This window comes from Kitasatospora sp. NPDC001664, assembly GCF_053596675.1.
Genome location: NZ_JBSFGS010000049.1, coordinates 1 through 16,037, shown reverse-complemented (window position 1 = coordinate 16,037; position 16,037 = coordinate 1). Strand labels below are relative to the sequence as shown.

Below are 16,037 nucleotides of genomic sequence, written 5' to 3'. Positions count from 1 at the left end.
AGCCTCGCACACATCGCGTCAGCGGGGTCAGGCATGAAGGGGCAACCTCACCCGCACCGTCGTGGGGCCCCCGGCGGGGCTGTGGACCGTCAGCTCGCCGTCGACCGTACGGGTCCGCTGGACGAGTCCGGCCAGGCCGCCGCCCTGGGCGATGTGTGCACCGCCGCGGCCGTCGTCGGTGACCCTCAGTCGCAGCGTGCCGTCGCCAGTGGACACCTCGATGCGACAGCCGTGCGCCCCGCTGTGCTTGATGGCGTTGGCGAGCAGTTCGGCGGCGCAGTAGTAGGCCATGCTCTCGATGGCCGGGGTCGGCCGCTGCGGCAGGTCCACCGATACCTTGACCGGCAGCGCGGAGCGTGCGGCCAGGGTGGTCAAGGCGTCCGGCAGACCCGCGTCGAGGGCCGGCGGATGCAGACCGTGGGACAGGTCGCGCAGCTCGGTCAGGGTCTCGGCGGCATTGTCGCGGGCGCTCTCCACCAGGCGGTGCAGCTCGGGCCGGTCACGGTCGTCGAGCTGCTCGCGCACCATGTCCAGGCTCATCGCCAGGGCTGCGAGCCGGACCTGGGCGCCGTCGTGCAGGTCACGCTCGAGTCGGCGCAGCCGCTGGGCTGCGTCGTCGACGGCCAGGGCGCGGGTCTCCTCCAGGGTGCGTACCCGCTCGTCGAGGGCGGCCGGGCCGAGCAGCGCCCGCATCAGCAGGCGGTCCAGGGCGACGAGGGAACGGGTGAGCCAGGGCGCGGCCAGGAGGATCGCGCAGCCGACCGCGGCCGCGGTGAGGGCGGCGCCGAGCGAGTGCGGGTGCAGCCCGAGACCGGGGATGGGTGAGATCAGGCTGATGTCCCGCTGGCCGACCGCCCAGCGCAGCGGCGCGGTGATGTGCAGTGCGCCGATCACCCACCACGACACTGTCCACAGTCCGAGGGTTGCCACTGGCAGTTTCACCATGATGTAGGCCGTCGCCCGCCATGCGGTGACGTCGTAAAGTCGCGCTTTGACGCCCTCGATACGTCCGCGCCCGGCTTGCGGCCGGGGCGGCTCGGCGATGCGCTCGCCGAGCAGCCCTCGGGCGAGCCGGCGCTGCAGCGTGCCCAGGCCCCGGGCGAGCCCGAGCCCGGCTACCAGGAAGAGCAGGCCGGGCACCGCGCCCAGGACGGTGAGCGTGAGCGCACAGCCGAGCGTCACGACGATCACGGCGATGAGGGTGAACCCCACCAGGTTGGGGACGAAGGACAGCAGGCAGTACGCCGTCTCCTGCCACGCCCGGCGTGTCAGGGGCGCTGTCAGGACGGCGCGGGCGCTGTGGGGCTTGCGCATCGTGCCGTCCTCGCGGCTATGGGCCATCGGTTCCGATCCTATTGAAACCGATGGCCCGCAGCCGCGCCTTCATGCGCTGCGTCGCGTGACGCCTTCGATGGGACGTACGCGCAGCATCCTTGCCAGCGGGGCGCAGGACCCGGCCAGGACAATCCCGGCCCCGCTGACCAGCATCGCGGCCCAGACCCACACCGGCACCCCCGTAATCGGCGTACCGGCCTTGTCGCCCAGCGGCAGGAGCACCGCGAGCGCGGCCAGCGCCCCGGCGCCCAGACCCGCGAGGGCCGTTATCGCGCTCTCCGCCACCACAACCGCCGTCACCTGCCGCTTCTCGGCGCCCACCGTCCGCAGCAGGGAGAACTCGCGCAACCTCTCCACGGTCAGCATGACCAGCGTGTTCGCGGCCACGACCGCAGTGAAGCCGGCATAGAGCAGGGTTCCGAAGACCGCCGTCCAGTCCATCTGCGATTCCCCGGCCAGCGTCGCGAACTGGGCCACCGCGAAGGCCGTCATCATCGCGATCGGTGTGATCGCCGCCGCGAGGCGGCGCGAGCGGGCACGGGCCCCCGAGAGGGCCAGCTCACCGGTCACGCCTCCGTAGCGGCGCAGCAGGGGCGAGGCCACGGTCGTCGCCAACCGGCCGATCCAGGGGCCGCCCAGACCGATCGCGACGAGGTAGGTGAGCAGCACGATGGGGATCTCGGACGCCGCGTCCTTGGCCGGGTTCGAGCCGGCGATCACCGAGAGCGCGCCCCCGGCAGCCAGGAAGATCAGGGAGGCGAGGGCGCGGATGCGGCCGGGTCGGCTGCTGCCGGGCACCGCCGAGTCGGCCAGGGCCGCCGACGGGCGGGTCCGTGACGCGCGCCAGGCGGCGATCTTGCCGCCCAGCTGGGAGCAGACCACCAGGACAGCCGCCGTGACGAGCAGGGGGATCAGGCCGACGCTCATCGTCATCCCGTGCGGGACCATGCCGTGGGCGGCCAAGCCGTCGAACCAGACATGGGCGAGCAGCGCGCCGAGCCCGTAACCGACAGGCAGTGCGAGTACGGAGGTCCACAGCGCCTCGGTGGCCACCATGCGGCGGATCTGCCTGGGCTCGGCGCCGATCGCCCGCAGCAGCGCGCTCTCGCGGCCGCGCTGGGCGACGGCGAGGGACATCACCTGGCCGATGACGAAGATGGCCATGTAGACGACGAGGTTGCTGAAGGCGATGCCCATGTCGTAGAGCTGGGCCTGCAGGGGGGAGACGGGCACGCGTGAGGCGGACACGGCCATGGCCACGCACGCGGTGGTGACCGTACCGGAGAAGACCAAGGCAGCGAACGTGCCGGCGAAGGCGGAGGGACGGGCCTTGACCGAGGCGGTGGCCAGTCCGGTCGGGTGGAACAGGGTCATGCGAGCACCCCTACGGCGGGCCCGGGCTGTGCCGGGGCGGTGTCCTGGGCCAGGCGGCCTTGCGAGAGCCGCAGCACACGATCCGCCTGTGCGGCTACCCCCGGGTCGTGGGTGACGACGACGACCGTGGCTCCGTGCTCGCTGACCGCCTCGCGCAGCAGGCCGAGGACCCCGGCGGCGGTCTCCTGATCGAGCGCTCCGGTGGGCTCGTCCGCGAAGACGATGTCCGGCTCGGTGATGAGCGCGCGGGCGATCGCCACGCGCTGCTGCTGCCCGCCGGACAGTTCGCCGGGCCGCCGCTCCTCGCGCCCGTCGAGGCCGACGCGGGCCAGCATGCGACGCGCCCGCTCGGGATCGCGCCGCTTGCCGTCCAGGCGCAGCGGAAGCAGCACGTTCTCCTGCACGGTCAAGGCGGGCAGCAGGTTGAAGGACTGGAACACGAAGCCGATGCGCTCGCGCCGCAGCCGGGTCAACTCGCGCTCCCGCATCGCGCTGATCTCCCGCCCGGCCAAGCGCACCGTGCCCGAAGTGGGCCGGTCCAGACCGGCCGCGCACTGCAGGAAGGTCGACTTGCCGGAGCCGGAGGGCCCCACGACTGCGGTGAGGGTACCGGCGTGGAGCTGGGCGTCGAGATCGTGCAGAGCGTGGACCGTCTGCGGCCCGCGGCCGTAGCTCCGGCTGACCTTGTCCAGTTCAAGAACGGCGTTCATAAAGTCTCCTTCTGTTCAGGTGCCGGAAATGCGGCCTTGGCCTGGCACGTTCCACGCTATGGACCAGGAGCGGACGCCGGAACGGGGCTGTCCTCCCAGCTCCCTGGGGGAAATCCCCCAGGACGCAGGCGGTGCCTTGAGCTCCCACGCACGCTCCGCGCCGCTGACGCCGAACGCCCCGCGAGAGCGGCCGCCTCAACCCGTCCGGCGTCGTCGTCAGGGCCTTCTGCGGGTCAGTTGGGCAGAGGCCGGGGATCTCGGCCTCGAATCACCAGAGCCCTGCCCGATGTGCTCTCAACCTCAGATGCCAAGAACCGCACGCCCCGCGCCTGCCCCGTGTTCGAGCGCGTGCTGGGGTTGGAACCGCTGGTCGCGGTGGAACTGCCGGTGGTGAGGCTGCCGCACGGGCAGAAGGAGCGGCGGAACCTCGCCGCGGCCGCACAGTACCGGGAGCGAGAGGCGGGCATGGCCGACGGCACCAAGGTCGAGGTCGGGCTGGAGTGTTCGTCTCCAACAGCCGCCTACGGCGGGGCGCGATCGCGGCCGAGCGGGCCGCCCGGCTGACTGACCGAGTTCGGGATGCGCTGGGAGTAGAAGTCCGGACCCGGGGCGGCAGGCGGGTGGCCTGTCGCCCCGGGCCATGTCACGTCCGGGTCTCACGCGGGGGTTGGCGGGTGTCGGCCCAGGTCACCGGGCGCGGCAGGGGGCGCGACAGCCCCCACAACAGAGGCTGGCGAGGCAGTTCAGCGGCGGTCCTTCGCAGGGTAGAGGGTGGCGTGCTGCACCCTCAGATCCCACCACTGGTCGGCCGGGGGCGAGACGCGGGCGGCCAGCTGCTCCCGGAGGGTGGGCAGCGGGAGCATCAGCGGGCCGAGCTTCTTGTCCCTGCGGATCTTCTCGCAGTGCGGGCACTCCAGCCGGTTGGGGCCGGCCACCTCCGTCAGCTCCCGCCGCGAGCCCTCCTTCCCCCCGATCGAGCCGCGGCACGTCCAGCACGGGCGCAGCGCGGCGTTGGCGGTGCGGGCCGCCTCGAGGCGGGCGAGGGCCTTGGCCTCCCGCTTCCTCTTCTGCTGTTCCTGTTGCTGCTGGTGGCAGTCCCAGCAGCGGCCACCGGGGCGGCGGGTCCACTGCACCGGTCCCCGGGCCCCGTACTCGGTGGTGGTCTCCAGCCTGGGCACGTCTGAGCAGTCGGAGCAGGCCAGGGTGGCCATCAGCTCGGCGTGCTCCTGGCGGGCCTTCTCCTCCCGGGCGGCCTGGCGCTCGTCGTAGGCGTCACGGGTGTGCGGGCTCTCCAACGCCTCCAGCAGGGAGGACCGCCCGGCGCGGCCGAAGCGCCACCAGATCGGGCCGAGCGGGCCGTGCCCGGCCAGCAGCTCCAGAGTGGTGGCGACGACCGGTACGGCGTCTTCGTACTTGTGCCAGCCGTCACCGCCCGCCTCGTCGCCGGGCATCGTCCACCAGGCGGCACCGACAGCGTCGCGCGCCAGCGCCGCCACCTTCTCCTGCCGGTTGGCCAGCGCGGCGGGTGAGGCGTCGGTGACGACCAAGGCGACCGGCGGATAGCCGGGCCGGTCGTGGTCGGGCCAGGCCCGGCGCCACCAGTGCACCAGCCGGTCCTCCAGGTCCTCGTCGGCCAGCGCCGGGTCGGTGCTCTTCACCTTCGTGCAGAACAGCTCGCGGTAGGCGGTGAACTTCGCCGCCACCCGCTCCGGCGACATGGTCGAGCGGTCCACCTCCACCATCAGCACCGGCACCCCGATCTCCGGAGCCTGCCACACCGCGTCGGGGCGCACCTTCCGCCGGCCGCCCGGCGCCACGTACTCCACCTCCGTCGCCCAGTCCGCCAGCAGCCCGACCCCGCCCGGCGCGCCCGGTGCGGTGCCGCCCAGGACGAACGCGGCGATCGTCTCGTTCACCGCCATCGCGTGCTGCGCACCCGTACGCCCCGCGCCCCGGGCCGTCGATCCCATCTCCGAGCGGAACAGGCCCAGCACCTGCCCGGCCGCCTCCAGCCCGGCCGTGCCCTCCAGCCGCCACGTCTTGTGCCCCGCCCTCGTGTTGCCGTCGGAGGCCACCAGGCCGTGCAGCGCCAGATCGCGCAGCGCCTGGCGGATCATCGTGTTCGAGGCCGCGCCCGGGCGCAGCAGGCGCTGGAGCTGGTCGTGGCTGCTCGATTGCACAAGTCCGGGCGGGGCTGACTGTCCTCCCGGGCTTCCTCGGCGTTGGGTCGGAATGTCAGCCGCATGTACAACCAGAGCCGCGGATGGGCGGAGGCCGTCACCGCGAACTTCTCGGTGACGGCCTCCGGCCTCATTGCTGTCGGCGGTAGGGGGTGGGTGTCAGGCCCGTGCGAGCCAGGCCTCCGCCCGCAGTGTGTCTTCGCCGCTCTGCTTCCACTCGTTGATCAGGTGCCGTGTCCACGACCGGAACGGCTCGGCGCGGTAGGGCCGCGGGACGGCGAGGACCGAGCTCCGGCCCTCGTAGGTGGTTCCTTCGATGATCACTTCACCGTCGAGGGACATGGTGAACAGTCCGTCTCCGAGTGGGCCGATGATTCCTCCTTGGGTGGCTCCGGCAAGGTTCCAGTGTTCGCCGAGGGAAACCCGCAGCCATCGAAGTTCGGCGTCCTCCGACGGGTCCGGATACAGGTTCGCGAGAAGCAGGAACTGCCCGTTGTGTGAGAGGAGTCCGAAGTCGTCCGCCTGCCGGGACCAGGCAGCGTTGACCGCCGCGGTGAAGTCCGGATCGTCGTGCCCGATCTCGATGTCGACCCGGCCGTCCCAGGGACCGCAGGCCGCGGCCATCGAGGCGGACTGCGGCGGGCAGGAGGTGTCCGGCTCGATCCCGTGCAGAACGATGCCCGCGCGGATGAGTGCTGGTGTGATGTCCCGCATGTCCGTGGGTCCTCCTCAGATGCACTCGGGTTTGAACTCTTTCAGCGCGCCGTAGTTGTGGACTCCATTCGGCCCCGGGGGGACCCAGGCGTACTGGTTGGGCCTGCCGGGCTGTTCCCTGACGATAATTCGGTAGCCGTTGCCACCACCGTCCATGTCGTAGATGCGGGTGGTCACGCGGTCCGCTTCCGGGATGTCGTTCTCGGTGCCGGTGTAGTTGGTGATCCAACTGCGGTACCTGCTGGTGTTGCTCAGGTCTCTGCCGTCGAAGTAGTCCAGGTTCCCATTGAGATCGCGACGCTGCGGGCGACCGGAGAGCACTGCCCTGATGCCCCGGGTCACGAACCTGGGCCTGACCCCGGTGTCGTTGGCGTTGTGGACCAGTACCGGCGTCGCGCCGGCGTGGACGTAGTAGGTGTGGAGGTCGTGGACGGTGAGGTTGTAGGCGGTCTGGAGGGCATGGCGGTACCGGACGCCGGTGGCCTTCGCCGTCCGCCCCTCCGGGGTCCGCAGCAGGGTGCCGGGGACCACTCCTGCGGCGTAGACCCAGTTGTTGGCGGTCACGGACCAGATGAGGTGCCGGTCGGTGACGGTGAAGGTGGCCTTGACGCTGTCGGGGCCCACGACGTCGATCTCGGTGAAGTCCTCGTCGTCAGGGGTCGTGATGGTCTTGTCGACGCGCTCGGCAATGGTCTGACCGGTCCCGGGGTCGGTGGCGAGAACGGTGTCGCCGACCCTGATCTGCTCGATCGCGCGAGCGGTGCGGTCGCCCATCAGGACGCGGGTGCCGGCCGGGAAGCTGTCGCCGAGGTCGAGCATGCACGAGGCGTTCTCGAGCTTCTTGGCGGCCTTCTGGGCCTTCGCGGCCTCGTCCGCGAGCTGCTGGCCCTTCTTGCCCCACTTCAGGAGGTTGTAGGCGCTGGCGATCTCACCGAGTGCGGGGATGGCCGCGAGGCACGACCCGGCGGCGTCCATCCACTGGCCCTCGATGCCGTACCAGGCGCAGTTGTAGCCGTTCGCGCCGATCTCGAACGGGGCGTAGGGGATGGAGCCGAGCAGGGCGAGGTTGTTGTGGTCGTCCTCAGAGGTCTGGTGGTAGAGGTTGCCGGTGAAGTAGAAGATGCCTTGCATCTTCGACGCGAACATCGCCCGCTGGAGCATCTCGGTGAACTCGAGCTTGTCGTAGGCGTCGGAGGAAGCCTGTCCGGCGTCGATCGCGCTGGCGTGCGCGGCCTCGGCAGAAGTGCGGACCTGGGCCGCGTAGTTGTGGGCGACGTCCGCAGCTTCTTGGGCCGCGGTGGCGATCCCCGCAGCCCTGGCCGAGGCCTCCTGGGCCTGCTCGGAGGCCTTCTGGGCGCTGGCGCTGGCGGCGTTGGCCGCGCGGACCTCCTGGGCGGCCTGCGCGGCGGCCAAGGACGCACGCTCGGCGGAGGCCCTGGCCTGCTCGACGGCGTCGTTGGCGGCCTTGGCGGACTGCGCGGCCTGGGCCGCGTATCCCCTGGCCTCCTGTTCGGCGTTGCGGGCGCGGGCTGCGGCCTCGCGGGCTTCGAAGGCCTGCTGCTGCGCGGTGGAGGCGCTGGCGTAGGCCTGGGAGATGGCGGACTGGATCCGGGCGTTGTGCGCCGCGGTGAGCTGGTCCTTGTGCCGGGCGTTGAACTGGCCGAGCGTCAGGAACTGGCGCTGCATGATCGGAGCGCCTTCGAGGGCGATCCGTCCGGCGGCCTGGACCTCGGGGCCGCCTTCGCCGATGAGGCGGGCGATCTCGATCCGGTCGTCCGTCTCGCGCTGGACGAACTGCGCGGAGTTGAGGAACTGCAGCAGTGCATCGGTGGTGTTGGCGTCGAGGGCGGCTCGGCCGGCTTCTTGGACCTTGCGTCCGCCCTCGCCCATGATGCGGGCCACCTGCTTGCGGTACTCGATCGCGGCGACCTGGTGCTGGCCGGTCGTCAGGAAGGTGTGGATGGCTGCGGCGCCGCCTTGCATGGCGGTCAGGGCCGCCAGTGAGAGTTCGGGCTGCTCGGTCTCCCAGGAGATGGTGAGGGTGCGCTGCCGTTCGTCGGCGTTCACGGCCTTCTGCCAGCCGGTCCTCGCGTAGTCGCGGGCGGCGTCGCCGGACTGGGCGAGGGCGAACTCGGCCGCCGCGACCGACCAGGGTCCGCCGGTCTTGGCGACCGCGACGGCGATCTTGCGGCCGTTGGTGGCGACCTGCTGGGGGTCGGCACCGGGCTTGGTGGCATCGGCGGCCAGGGCGGTGGCCTGGTCCGCGAGGGCCTTGCGGTCGGCTGCGGACTTCGCCGCCCGGGCCTTGTCCGCGTCGTAGGCGGCCTTCTGGTCCTGGGCGTCGGCGACGGACTCGTTGGTGCGGGCGGTGAGGTCCTCGTCGGCGGTCTTGAGGGCGAGTTCGTGGACTCGCTTGGCGCTGTCTGCCGCTGTGGTGGAGGCGGCGGCGGCCTGGGTGGCGGCGTCGGCGTGGGCGGTTGCCTGGGCTGCCGCGTCAGCGGCCTGCCCGGCGTGTGCGGCTGCCGCGTCGGCGGCGTCCGCCGCCGCGGTGGCGTGGGCGACGGCGGAGTTGACCGCTGTCATCGCCTCGGTCGCCGCGTCAGCGGCTTGCGCGGCGAAGGCCGCCACCGCGGCCGCGGCCCTGGTGGCCTCCTGGGCGTGGCGGCGCGCGGAGGCGGCGGCCGCCTGGGACTCGTCGGCGCTGGCGCCGACGGCCTTCGCGGCGTTGCCCGCGTCATCGGCGGACTGCGCGGCCGCGCCGACCTGGACGAGCGCGTCGTTGGCCGCGTTCACCGCGTCCCGGGCCGCGTTGCCGGCTTCCTTGGCACGCTGCGCCATCTGAATGATGTCGGGGGCGTTCTTGGTCGCCTCACGGGCAGCCTGCGCCGCCTTCTTGGCGGCGTCGGCCTTGGTGGCGTCGGTGGAGGCCAGGGCAGCGGCTTCGCGGGTCTGGGAGACCAGTTGTTCGATGGAAGCGGCGATCTGGCTGGCATCGGCGGCCGCGCTCGCGGCCTGCCGCGCCGCGGCGTTGGCGGCCCGCGCGGCGGAGATCGCCGACTGAGCGGCCTCCGCGGCACGCCGGGCCGCCGCGGCGGCCCGGTCGGCCGCGGCCGCGGCCTTGGCGGCGTCGTTCTGCGCGGCGACCGTCTCCGCCGCTGCATCAGCAGCAGCCTGCTTGGCCAGCTTCGCCGCCTGCACTGACTGGTCGGAGGCTTCCTTGGCCGCGTCGGTCTCACGCGTCGCGGCGGCAGCCGACTCGGAGGCCTGTCCCGCGAGCTTGGTGACGTCCGCGTACTCCAGGTCCTGGGCGCGGGCGACGAAGCGGCCGACCTTCACGAAGTCGCGGACGTTGTCGATCGAGCCGTCCAACGCCGCCCGGCCGGCGGCCTGGGTCGCGGGCCCGCCCTCGCCGATCGCCCGCGCCGCCGCGATCCGGTCGTCCAGGTCCTTGAGGGGTTGGTACTTGTCCGTCAGAAACGTCCGGACGTCGTCGATCGAGCCGTCCAGCGCCGCCCGGCCGGCCTCCTGCACGTGCCGTCCGCCCGCACCGATCGCCCGCGCCGCCTCGATGCGCTGGTCGGTCTCCAGCGGCGCCCGCCAACCGGAGGCGAGAAAATCGCGCAGTTGCTGCGGTGTTCCGCCCAACGCGGCCTGCGCGGCCTCGCGCAGCTTCCGCCCGCCCCGCGTCGCGATGTCCATGGCCAGCTGACGGTCGTCCACAGCCTCGGCCACGGTCCGCCCCGCGTCGAGGAACTGGCGCACATCAGTGTCCGAGCCCACCAGCGCGGTCTCCGCCGCCGCGCGCAGCGCCGGCCCGCCCTCACGCCACAGCGCCACGGCCTTTCCCCGGTCGGTGTCCGGGAGGTCCATCGACCTGAACTGGCTGGGTGCTGGGTCCACGGCCACCGCCGGAGCCGCACCGGCGAGCGCGCCGGCGGTCATCGCGGTGGCCAACAGCACGTTGACCGCCCGCCGAAGGCCGCTTCCGTTCTCTGGTGTTCGTCTTCTCGGGCCCACTGCCACTCCCATTTCCTACGCTTTTCGCATTCCGGACGGGAGTGGTGAGAGCGGCAGGGAAAATGGCATGAGGTAATTCGGCGAACGGCCGATGTCCGCCCCGATGACGGGTCGTCAGACATCGCCTCGACCGGCGCATCGGCTGTTCACACACAGTGATGACGAACCGTCAGATCGTCACATCTCCCATGGCCAACCGGCCTAGTCAGGTCCCCCTCCCCATTCCCGGCCGGTACCTTATATTAATTTCCGCCACCCAGGTAACAGGCGATGGAATGTCCGGTTTTGCCTGGGCAGATCACTAATTCGACAGCTATGAGATTCAGGGGTACGTTCGTGGGATTTCGTTCCAGATGGCCGATACCGATCGCCGTCACCGCGATCCTTTTGGCCGTTCCGACCGCCACCGTGCCGGCCGTTGCCGCCAACGCGGCCAACTCCGCCGCGCCCTCCGCGGTCGAGGACGGCGCCTACCCGGACTCCGCCCGGCTCCTTCAGCAGACCGGCGTCACGCTGACCGCCGGCGACGGGCACATCACCCTCACCGACTGCACCTCCGACTACCAGGTCAAGGTGTTCACCGGTCTCGCCCAGGCCCAACCAGGCAGCACCGTCTGCTTCAAGACCACCGGGACGAGCGGCTACCTCGCCCTGAGCGTGCCCGAGGTCTTCGCCATCGGCACCTACGCCGACCGGTCACTGACCGCCCAGATCAGCGTCGGTGGCACCACATCGAGCGTGTCGGTCGGAGCGAACAAGACCGTTCCGGTCGGCGAGTCCGCACCTGGCGGAACCGGTGTCGCCACCCTTCTAGAGCTCCGCGTCACAGCTCCCGCCGGCACTCCGGCAACCACGCCGACCGACCCGGCCACCGCCTTCAACACGAAGCTCACCATCGGCGACAAGGGCCGCAGCTGCTCCGGCGCCCTCGTCGACCCCCTCTGGGTCATCACCGCCAAGAGCTGCTTCGCCGACAACCCCGCATCCTCGATCGACGTAGCCTCCGGCGCGCCCAAACTCGCCACCACCGCCATCGTCGGCCGAACCGACCTCAACGCCACCGGCGGTAGCTCCGTCGCCGTCGCCGAACTCGTCCCCGCCGCGAACCGCGATGTGGTCATGGCCCGCCTCGCTTCACCGGTAACGGGCATCACGCCGCTGGCCATCGGCGGCACCGCGCCGCTCCAAGGCGAGGAACTCCAGGTCGCCGGATACGGGCGCACCAGGACCGCGTGGACCAACGACAAGCTCCACACCGCAGCCTTCTCCGTCAGCTCGGACGTCACCACCGGCTTCGACATCACCCCGAAGACTCCCGCCGACGCCACCGCCTGCAAGGGCGACACCGGCGGCGCCGTCTGGCACGCCGAGAACGGCAAGCCGGCCCTCGTCGCTGTCACCAGCCGCGCCTGGCAGGGCGGATGCCTCGGTACCGATGCCACCGAGACCCGCGCCGGTGCCTACTCGGCGCGGACCGACGACCTCGCGGGCTGGGTCCAGGACGTGCGTTACCGGACCATCGAGATCAAGCCGGGTACCCACCTGTTCGCGATCGGCTCCGAGGGTTCCACCTACGGTCTCGACGTGAACTACGCCACCGGGGTGTGGGGCAGCAGCTGGAAGCGGCTCGACGGCACCAACCTCAAGGCCATCACCAGCGTGACCACCGGCAATACCGTTCACCTGTACGCGGTCGCCGCCGACGGCCACGTCTACAACCGCGACGGCGTCACGGGCGGCTACTGGAGCAGTTGGCAGGAGGTCCCCGGCGGCCTGAGCGGCGCCAAGGCGATCACTGCCAGCGTCACCGAAGGCACCAAGGTCCACATCCAGGTCATCGGCGCCGACGGCATGTACAACCAGGACGCCAACTACACCGCAGGCACCACCTGGTCGGTCTGGACCAAGATGGACAGCACCAACCTCAAGACCATCACCAGCGCAGTCACCGGCAACACCGCACACATCTACGCCGTCAACGAGGACAACAAGGTCTACACCCGCGACGCCAACTACAGCGTCGGCTGGACCAACTGGGTTGAGATCCCCGGCGCCCTGACCGGCGCCAAGGCGATCACCGCCAGCGTCACCGAAGGCACCAAGGTCCACATCCAGGTCATCGGCGCCGACGGCATGTACAACCAGGACGCCAACTACACCGCAGGCACCTGGTCGGTCTGGACCAAGATGGACAGCACCAACCTCAAGACCATCACCAGCACGGTCACCGGCAACACCGCACACATCTACGCCGTCAACGAGGACAACAAGCTGTACGTCCGCGACGCCAACTACAGCGTCGGCTGGGGCAGCTGGGCCGAGGTTCCCGGTGGTGCTGCCGGCCTCAAGGGCATCACCGCGACCACCAGCGGCTGAACCCACAACCGGTCCACCTGATGCCCCGCACCTATGCGGGGCACCCAGGCGCTGACCCGCACAGGTCCGGCAACCCGCTCCGACGGGTTGCCGGACCTGCCGCCGCCGTCGTCCAGGCCGCCAACCGCAGCCCACACACCGCTTCACCGCCCGAACCACACTCGGATGGGTCGCCGATATCCGCACAGGTCAACGCACACGTAAGCCCCGGGAACCGGCGTTTACGGGGTACGGTTCTTCACCAGGTAGACCTTGGTGTGCCGCACCCGGTCCTTCCACCAGCGGTTGGCGAGAGGCGGGGGGCGAGAGGCGGGGGGCAAGCAGCTCCCGGCGGGTCAGGGCGGGCAGCACCAGCGGGCCCAGCTCGTTCTCCTGCCGGTCGCGTTCGCAGTAAGGGCACTCCAGCCGGTTCGGGCCGGCCACCTCCGTCAGCTCCCGCCGCGAGCCCTCCTCACCCCCGATCGAGCCCCGGTACGTCCAGCACGGGCGCAGCGCGGCGTTGGCGGCGCGGGCCGTCTCGAGGCGCGCCTTCGCCTTGACCTCCCGCTCCCTCTTGCGGCGTTCCTGGACCTGCTGGTGGCAGTCCCAGCAGCGGCCACCGGGTCGGTGGGTCCACTGCTGTGCGCCTCGGGGGGCCGTACTCGATGGTGGTCTTCTGCCTGGGCACGTCGGAGCAGGCCAGGGTGGCCATCAGCTCGGCGTGCTCCTGGCGGGCCTTCTCCCTCCGGGCTTCCTGGCGCTCGGCGTAGGCGGCGCGGTGTGCGGGCTCTCCAACGCCTCCATCGCCCGGCGCGGCCGAAGCGCCACCAGACGGGGCCGAGCGGGCCGTGCTCGGCCAGCAGCGATAGGGTGGTGGCGACGACCGGCACCGCGTCGTGGTACTCGTGCCAGCCGTCACCGCCCGCCTTGTCGCCGGGCATGGTCCACCAGACGGCACCGACGGCGTCGCGCGCCAACGCCGCCACCCTCTCCTGCCGGTTGGCCAGAGCGAGCGGTCCGGCGTCGGTGACGACCAGTCAGGCACCCGCTCTACAGGGTGCCCTCCCAGGTGTGTGCACGGGCTCCACCGATGACAACTCCCGGGAGTAGAACGGCGGACGTTGCCGCGTCCCCGTTCACCACAGGTGACGTACGCTCATGCACGTCACCTGTTGCGTTTGTTCGGGGTACCCCGAACGTCGTCCAGCCGCTCTCACCACCCTGACTCTTCCCTCCAGGGGCTCAGGGCCAGTGGGGTCAGCCCCGTGAGGACGCGGAGAAGGGACTCTCGTCAGCCAACCTCGACGTAGGCGACCAGGACGATCGTGCCGAGCACCGTGGAGACGTAGGCGATGCGGACGCCGTCCTTGGCGTACTCGCGGACCGGGCTGGACGGTTGGCGCTGAACACCGGTCTTCGGATCCAGGGCGATCGCGTTGAGGTGCGGATCGAGCCGGGCCAGAGCAACGTCGTCCATCTCCGCGATCTGCCGCTCGGCCACCTCGTGGAACGTGATGACGGCCCGCCGGCGTGAGGGTCGCTCAGGCAACCTGCTGCTCCTGGTCATCGGGCAGCCCACGCTCAGCCCGGATCTCGTCCCAGGTCCGGCACCGGTTCAGGTCCACGCCGTGCTCCGCCAGATCCAGCAGGACGTAGGCCAACCGCGGGTCCTCCAGCGCAGCGTCCCTCGCGGCCTCGCGCAGCCCGTCAGCCTCGGCCGGGTCGAAGGTGAGGTGCATCGCTCCTCCTTCATCTGTGTGTCCGTCAGCTGAGGCTAGCGCAGCCGACTTGGGCCGCGGAGGGTTCGACCGTCGGCAGGGAGGCCCCGGAGGAGGATTCGGCAGTTCCGGGATCGTGGAACTGCCGAACGAGGGAGAACTCCGGCGCTACGGGACCCGGGTCACAGCGCCGGAGGTGAACCACTGCACAAGGGTGACCGTCAGGTGCACGGCCATCTGTGCCGCCTCCTGGCTCTCGGGCCGGGTTACGGTCTCGGAGAGCTTCGCCGAGCAGCGGGGGCAGAGCGGACGACGGCTCTCCCGCTCCGCCTCCCTCCGCTTCCGGTCGGCTTCCCGTCGCTCCCGCTCAGCCGCGAGGCGCTCGCGCTCCGCCTGCTCCTGCTCGGCTTCCAGCCGCTCCCGTTCCGCCTGCTCTCGCTGCCGCTGGGCCTTTCGCCGCTGCCGCTCGGCCTCCTCCCGCTGCCGGCGCTGCCGTTCCAGAGCGGCGAGCTGGCGCTCCAGCAGCCGGTCGCCGTCCTCGTTGTCCAGGGCGTCGGCGAGGGTGTGCCAGCCGGGGCGGCCGAAGCGGATCCACACCTCACCGTCCGCGCCGAAGCGGCGCAGGTGCGACAGGGTGGTCGCCACCACGGGCAGCGCCTGGTGCCAGTCGCGGGCGGTGACGCCCTTCACCGGCACGGGCCGGGGCGCCCAGATGTTCTCGGAGCCGGCCTCCACCGCCTCGATCCGGCGCAGCAGCCGCTTGTCGTCGCGTTCCTGCTTGGCCTTCTTCTGGGCGGGGGTCAGCGGTGCGGTGCCGGGGCGGGGGCGCTTGCGGCCGGCTTCCAGGACGAGGGCGACCGGGGGCAGGCCCTCGCGGCCGGTCGGCGGGTAGAGGGCCGACCACAGCCGAAGGGCGTTACTGGCGGGCCCGGGCTTGAGCAGCGCGGCGTCGAAGTCCTTCCGGTTGACGCCCCGGGCAGGTAGCTCGCACCAGGTGCGGTAGGCGGCCAGCTTGGCGACCAGGGTGCCCGGCCCCTCGTTCTCGCGGTCCACCTCCACCAAGAGCACGGGGACGTCGGTGCCCGGGTCGCGGAGCACCAGGTCGGCGAAGAGGCTCCGGCGGCCGGGCAGCTTGTGCTCCACCTCCGTGGAGAACGCCTCCAGGTGGCCGATGCCCGCCTTGGCCAGCAGGCCAGCGGTGGCCACCACGTCCAGGGCGTGCTCGGAGTACGCCGCAGCGCGCTTCTCCCGTACGGGGCGGGCCGCGGCGAGCTTCGTCCCGGCGGGCAGGAGCGTGGTGGCGTCGCGGCGGCCGGCCGGGGTCAGGTACCAGAGCTTGCGGCCGTCCGGCAGGGTCAGCTTCTCGCGGACCTTCCCGGCATCGCACAGGTCGCCCAGGGCGTCGCGGACCGAGCGGTCGGAGCGCTGGTGGGGCAGGACGAGCGGCCACAGCTCCCTGGGGGTGGCCCGCTGGAACAGGGCGAGCGCGGCCAGCACGCCGCCCCGCACCGGGGCGGTCGATCCGCGCTTCCACTCCCCCTCCTTCTTCTCCGTGCTGCTCCGGTCTTCGACAGCGGCAGCATCACGGAGGCGAAGGAGAGGGGAGGGAGAGGAGTTGTCGCCACCGCCCGACC

At 71.4% G+C, this 16,037-nt stretch carries 11 protein-coding genes; 2 read left to right on the top strand and 9 right to left on the bottom strand.

Features of this window, described 5'->3' with window-relative positions; genetic code table 11:
- Positions 1-27: 27 nt before the first annotated feature.
- From ACWCYY_RS38615 to ACWCYY_RS38605, 3 genes are read right to left on the bottom strand one after another with little or no spacing between them, the layout of a single operon-like run.
- Positions 28-1,341, bottom strand: coding sequence for a sensor histidine kinase (locus ACWCYY_RS38615; protein ID WP_449798723.1), 1,314 nt, complete (start codon positions 1,339-1,341; stop codon positions 28-30).
- A gap of 42 nt (positions 1,342-1,383) precedes the next feature.
- Complete coding sequence (locus ACWCYY_RS38610; RefSeq protein WP_449798722.1) at positions 1,384-2,709, bottom strand: FtsX-like permease family protein; 1,326 nt, start codon at positions 2,707-2,709, stop codon at positions 1,384-1,386.
- Positions 2,706-3,419: an ABC transporter ATP-binding protein gene (locus ACWCYY_RS38605; RefSeq protein ID WP_449798721.1), complete on the bottom strand. Its 714-nt coding sequence runs from the start codon at positions 3,417-3,419 to the stop codon at positions 2,706-2,708. Before ACWCYY_RS38605 ends, ACWCYY_RS38610 begins: the two co-directional genes overlap by 4 nt.
- 336 nt (positions 3,420-3,755) lie before the next feature.
- Between ACWCYY_RS38605 and ACWCYY_RS38600 the strand changes: the two genes are divergently transcribed.
- Positions 3,756-3,983, top strand: coding sequence for a hypothetical protein (locus ACWCYY_RS38600; RefSeq protein WP_449798720.1), 228 nt, complete (start codon positions 3,756-3,758; stop codon positions 3,981-3,983).
- A 179-nt stretch (positions 3,984-4,162) separates the two neighbouring features.
- On the opposite strand, the gene ACWCYY_RS38595 is transcribed toward ACWCYY_RS38600, so the two are convergent.
- The 3 genes from ACWCYY_RS38595 to ACWCYY_RS38585 form a co-directional block, all read right to left on the bottom strand.
- Positions 4,163-5,599, bottom strand: coding sequence for a replication-relaxation family protein (locus tag ACWCYY_RS38595; RefSeq protein WP_449798719.1), 1,437 nt, complete (start codon positions 5,597-5,599; stop codon positions 4,163-4,165).
- Between the two features lie 159 nt (positions 5,600-5,758).
- Positions 5,759-6,313 carry a hypothetical protein gene (locus tag ACWCYY_RS38590; RefSeq protein ID WP_449798718.1) on the bottom strand — a complete coding sequence of 185 codons (555 nt, stop codon included), beginning with the start codon at positions 6,311-6,313 and terminating at the stop codon, positions 5,759-5,761.
- A 15-nt stretch (positions 6,314-6,328) separates the two neighbouring features.
- Positions 6,329-10,273 carry a polymorphic toxin-type HINT domain-containing protein gene (locus tag ACWCYY_RS38585; RefSeq protein WP_449798717.1) on the bottom strand — a complete coding sequence of 1,315 codons (3,945 nt, stop codon included), beginning with the start codon at positions 10,271-10,273 and terminating at the stop codon, positions 6,329-6,331.
- A 444-nt stretch (positions 10,274-10,717) separates the two neighbouring features.
- Here ACWCYY_RS38585 and ACWCYY_RS38580 point away from each other — a divergent pair, with 444 nt between their 5' ends.
- Positions 10,718-12,706: a trypsin-like serine protease gene (locus ACWCYY_RS38580; RefSeq protein WP_449798716.1), complete on the top strand. Its 1,989-nt coding sequence runs from the start codon at positions 10,718-10,720 to the stop codon at positions 12,704-12,706.
- Positions 12,707-13,976: 1,270 nt separating this feature from the next.
- On the opposite strand, the gene ACWCYY_RS38575 is transcribed toward ACWCYY_RS38580, so the two are convergent.
- The 3 genes from ACWCYY_RS38575 to ACWCYY_RS38565 form a co-directional block, all read right to left on the bottom strand.
- Positions 13,977-14,234: a hypothetical protein gene (locus ACWCYY_RS38575; protein ID WP_449798715.1), complete on the bottom strand. Its 258-nt coding sequence runs from the start codon at positions 14,232-14,234 to the stop codon at positions 13,977-13,979.
- The gene (locus ACWCYY_RS38570; protein ID WP_396298510.1) at positions 14,227-14,424 is read right to left on the bottom strand and encodes a hypothetical protein; all 198 of its coding nucleotides are present in this window, start codon (positions 14,422-14,424) and stop codon (positions 14,227-14,229) included. The genes ACWCYY_RS38575 and ACWCYY_RS38570 overlap by 8 nt, the downstream gene beginning before the upstream one ends.
- A 147-nt stretch (positions 14,425-14,571) precedes the next feature.
- The coding region (locus ACWCYY_RS38565; RefSeq protein WP_449798714.1) for a replication-relaxation family protein at positions 14,572-16,037 on the bottom strand (1,466 nt) is incomplete at its 5' end.

What these genes read in the sequence shown, in the direction of transcription:
- ACWCYY_RS38615 (WP_449798723.1), bottom strand. Translation starts at nt 1,341, where the DNA reads ATGGCCCATAGCCGCGAGGACGGCACGATGCGCAAGCCCCACAGCGCC.
- ACWCYY_RS38610 (WP_449798722.1), bottom strand. Translation starts at nt 2,709, where the DNA reads ATGACCCTGTTCCACCCGACCGGACTGGCCACCGCCTCGGTCAAGGCC.
- ACWCYY_RS38605 (WP_449798721.1), bottom strand. Translation starts at nt 3,419, where the DNA reads ATGAACGCCGTTCTTGAACTGGACAAGGTCAGCCGGAGCTACGGCCGC.
- ACWCYY_RS38590 (WP_449798718.1), bottom strand. Translation starts at nt 6,313, where the DNA reads ATGCGGGACATCACACCAGCACTCATCCGCGCGGGCATCGTTCTGCAC.
- ACWCYY_RS38570 (WP_396298510.1), bottom strand. Translation starts at nt 14,424, where the DNA reads ATGCACCTCACCTTCGACCCGGCCGAGGCTGACGGGCTGCGCGAGGCC.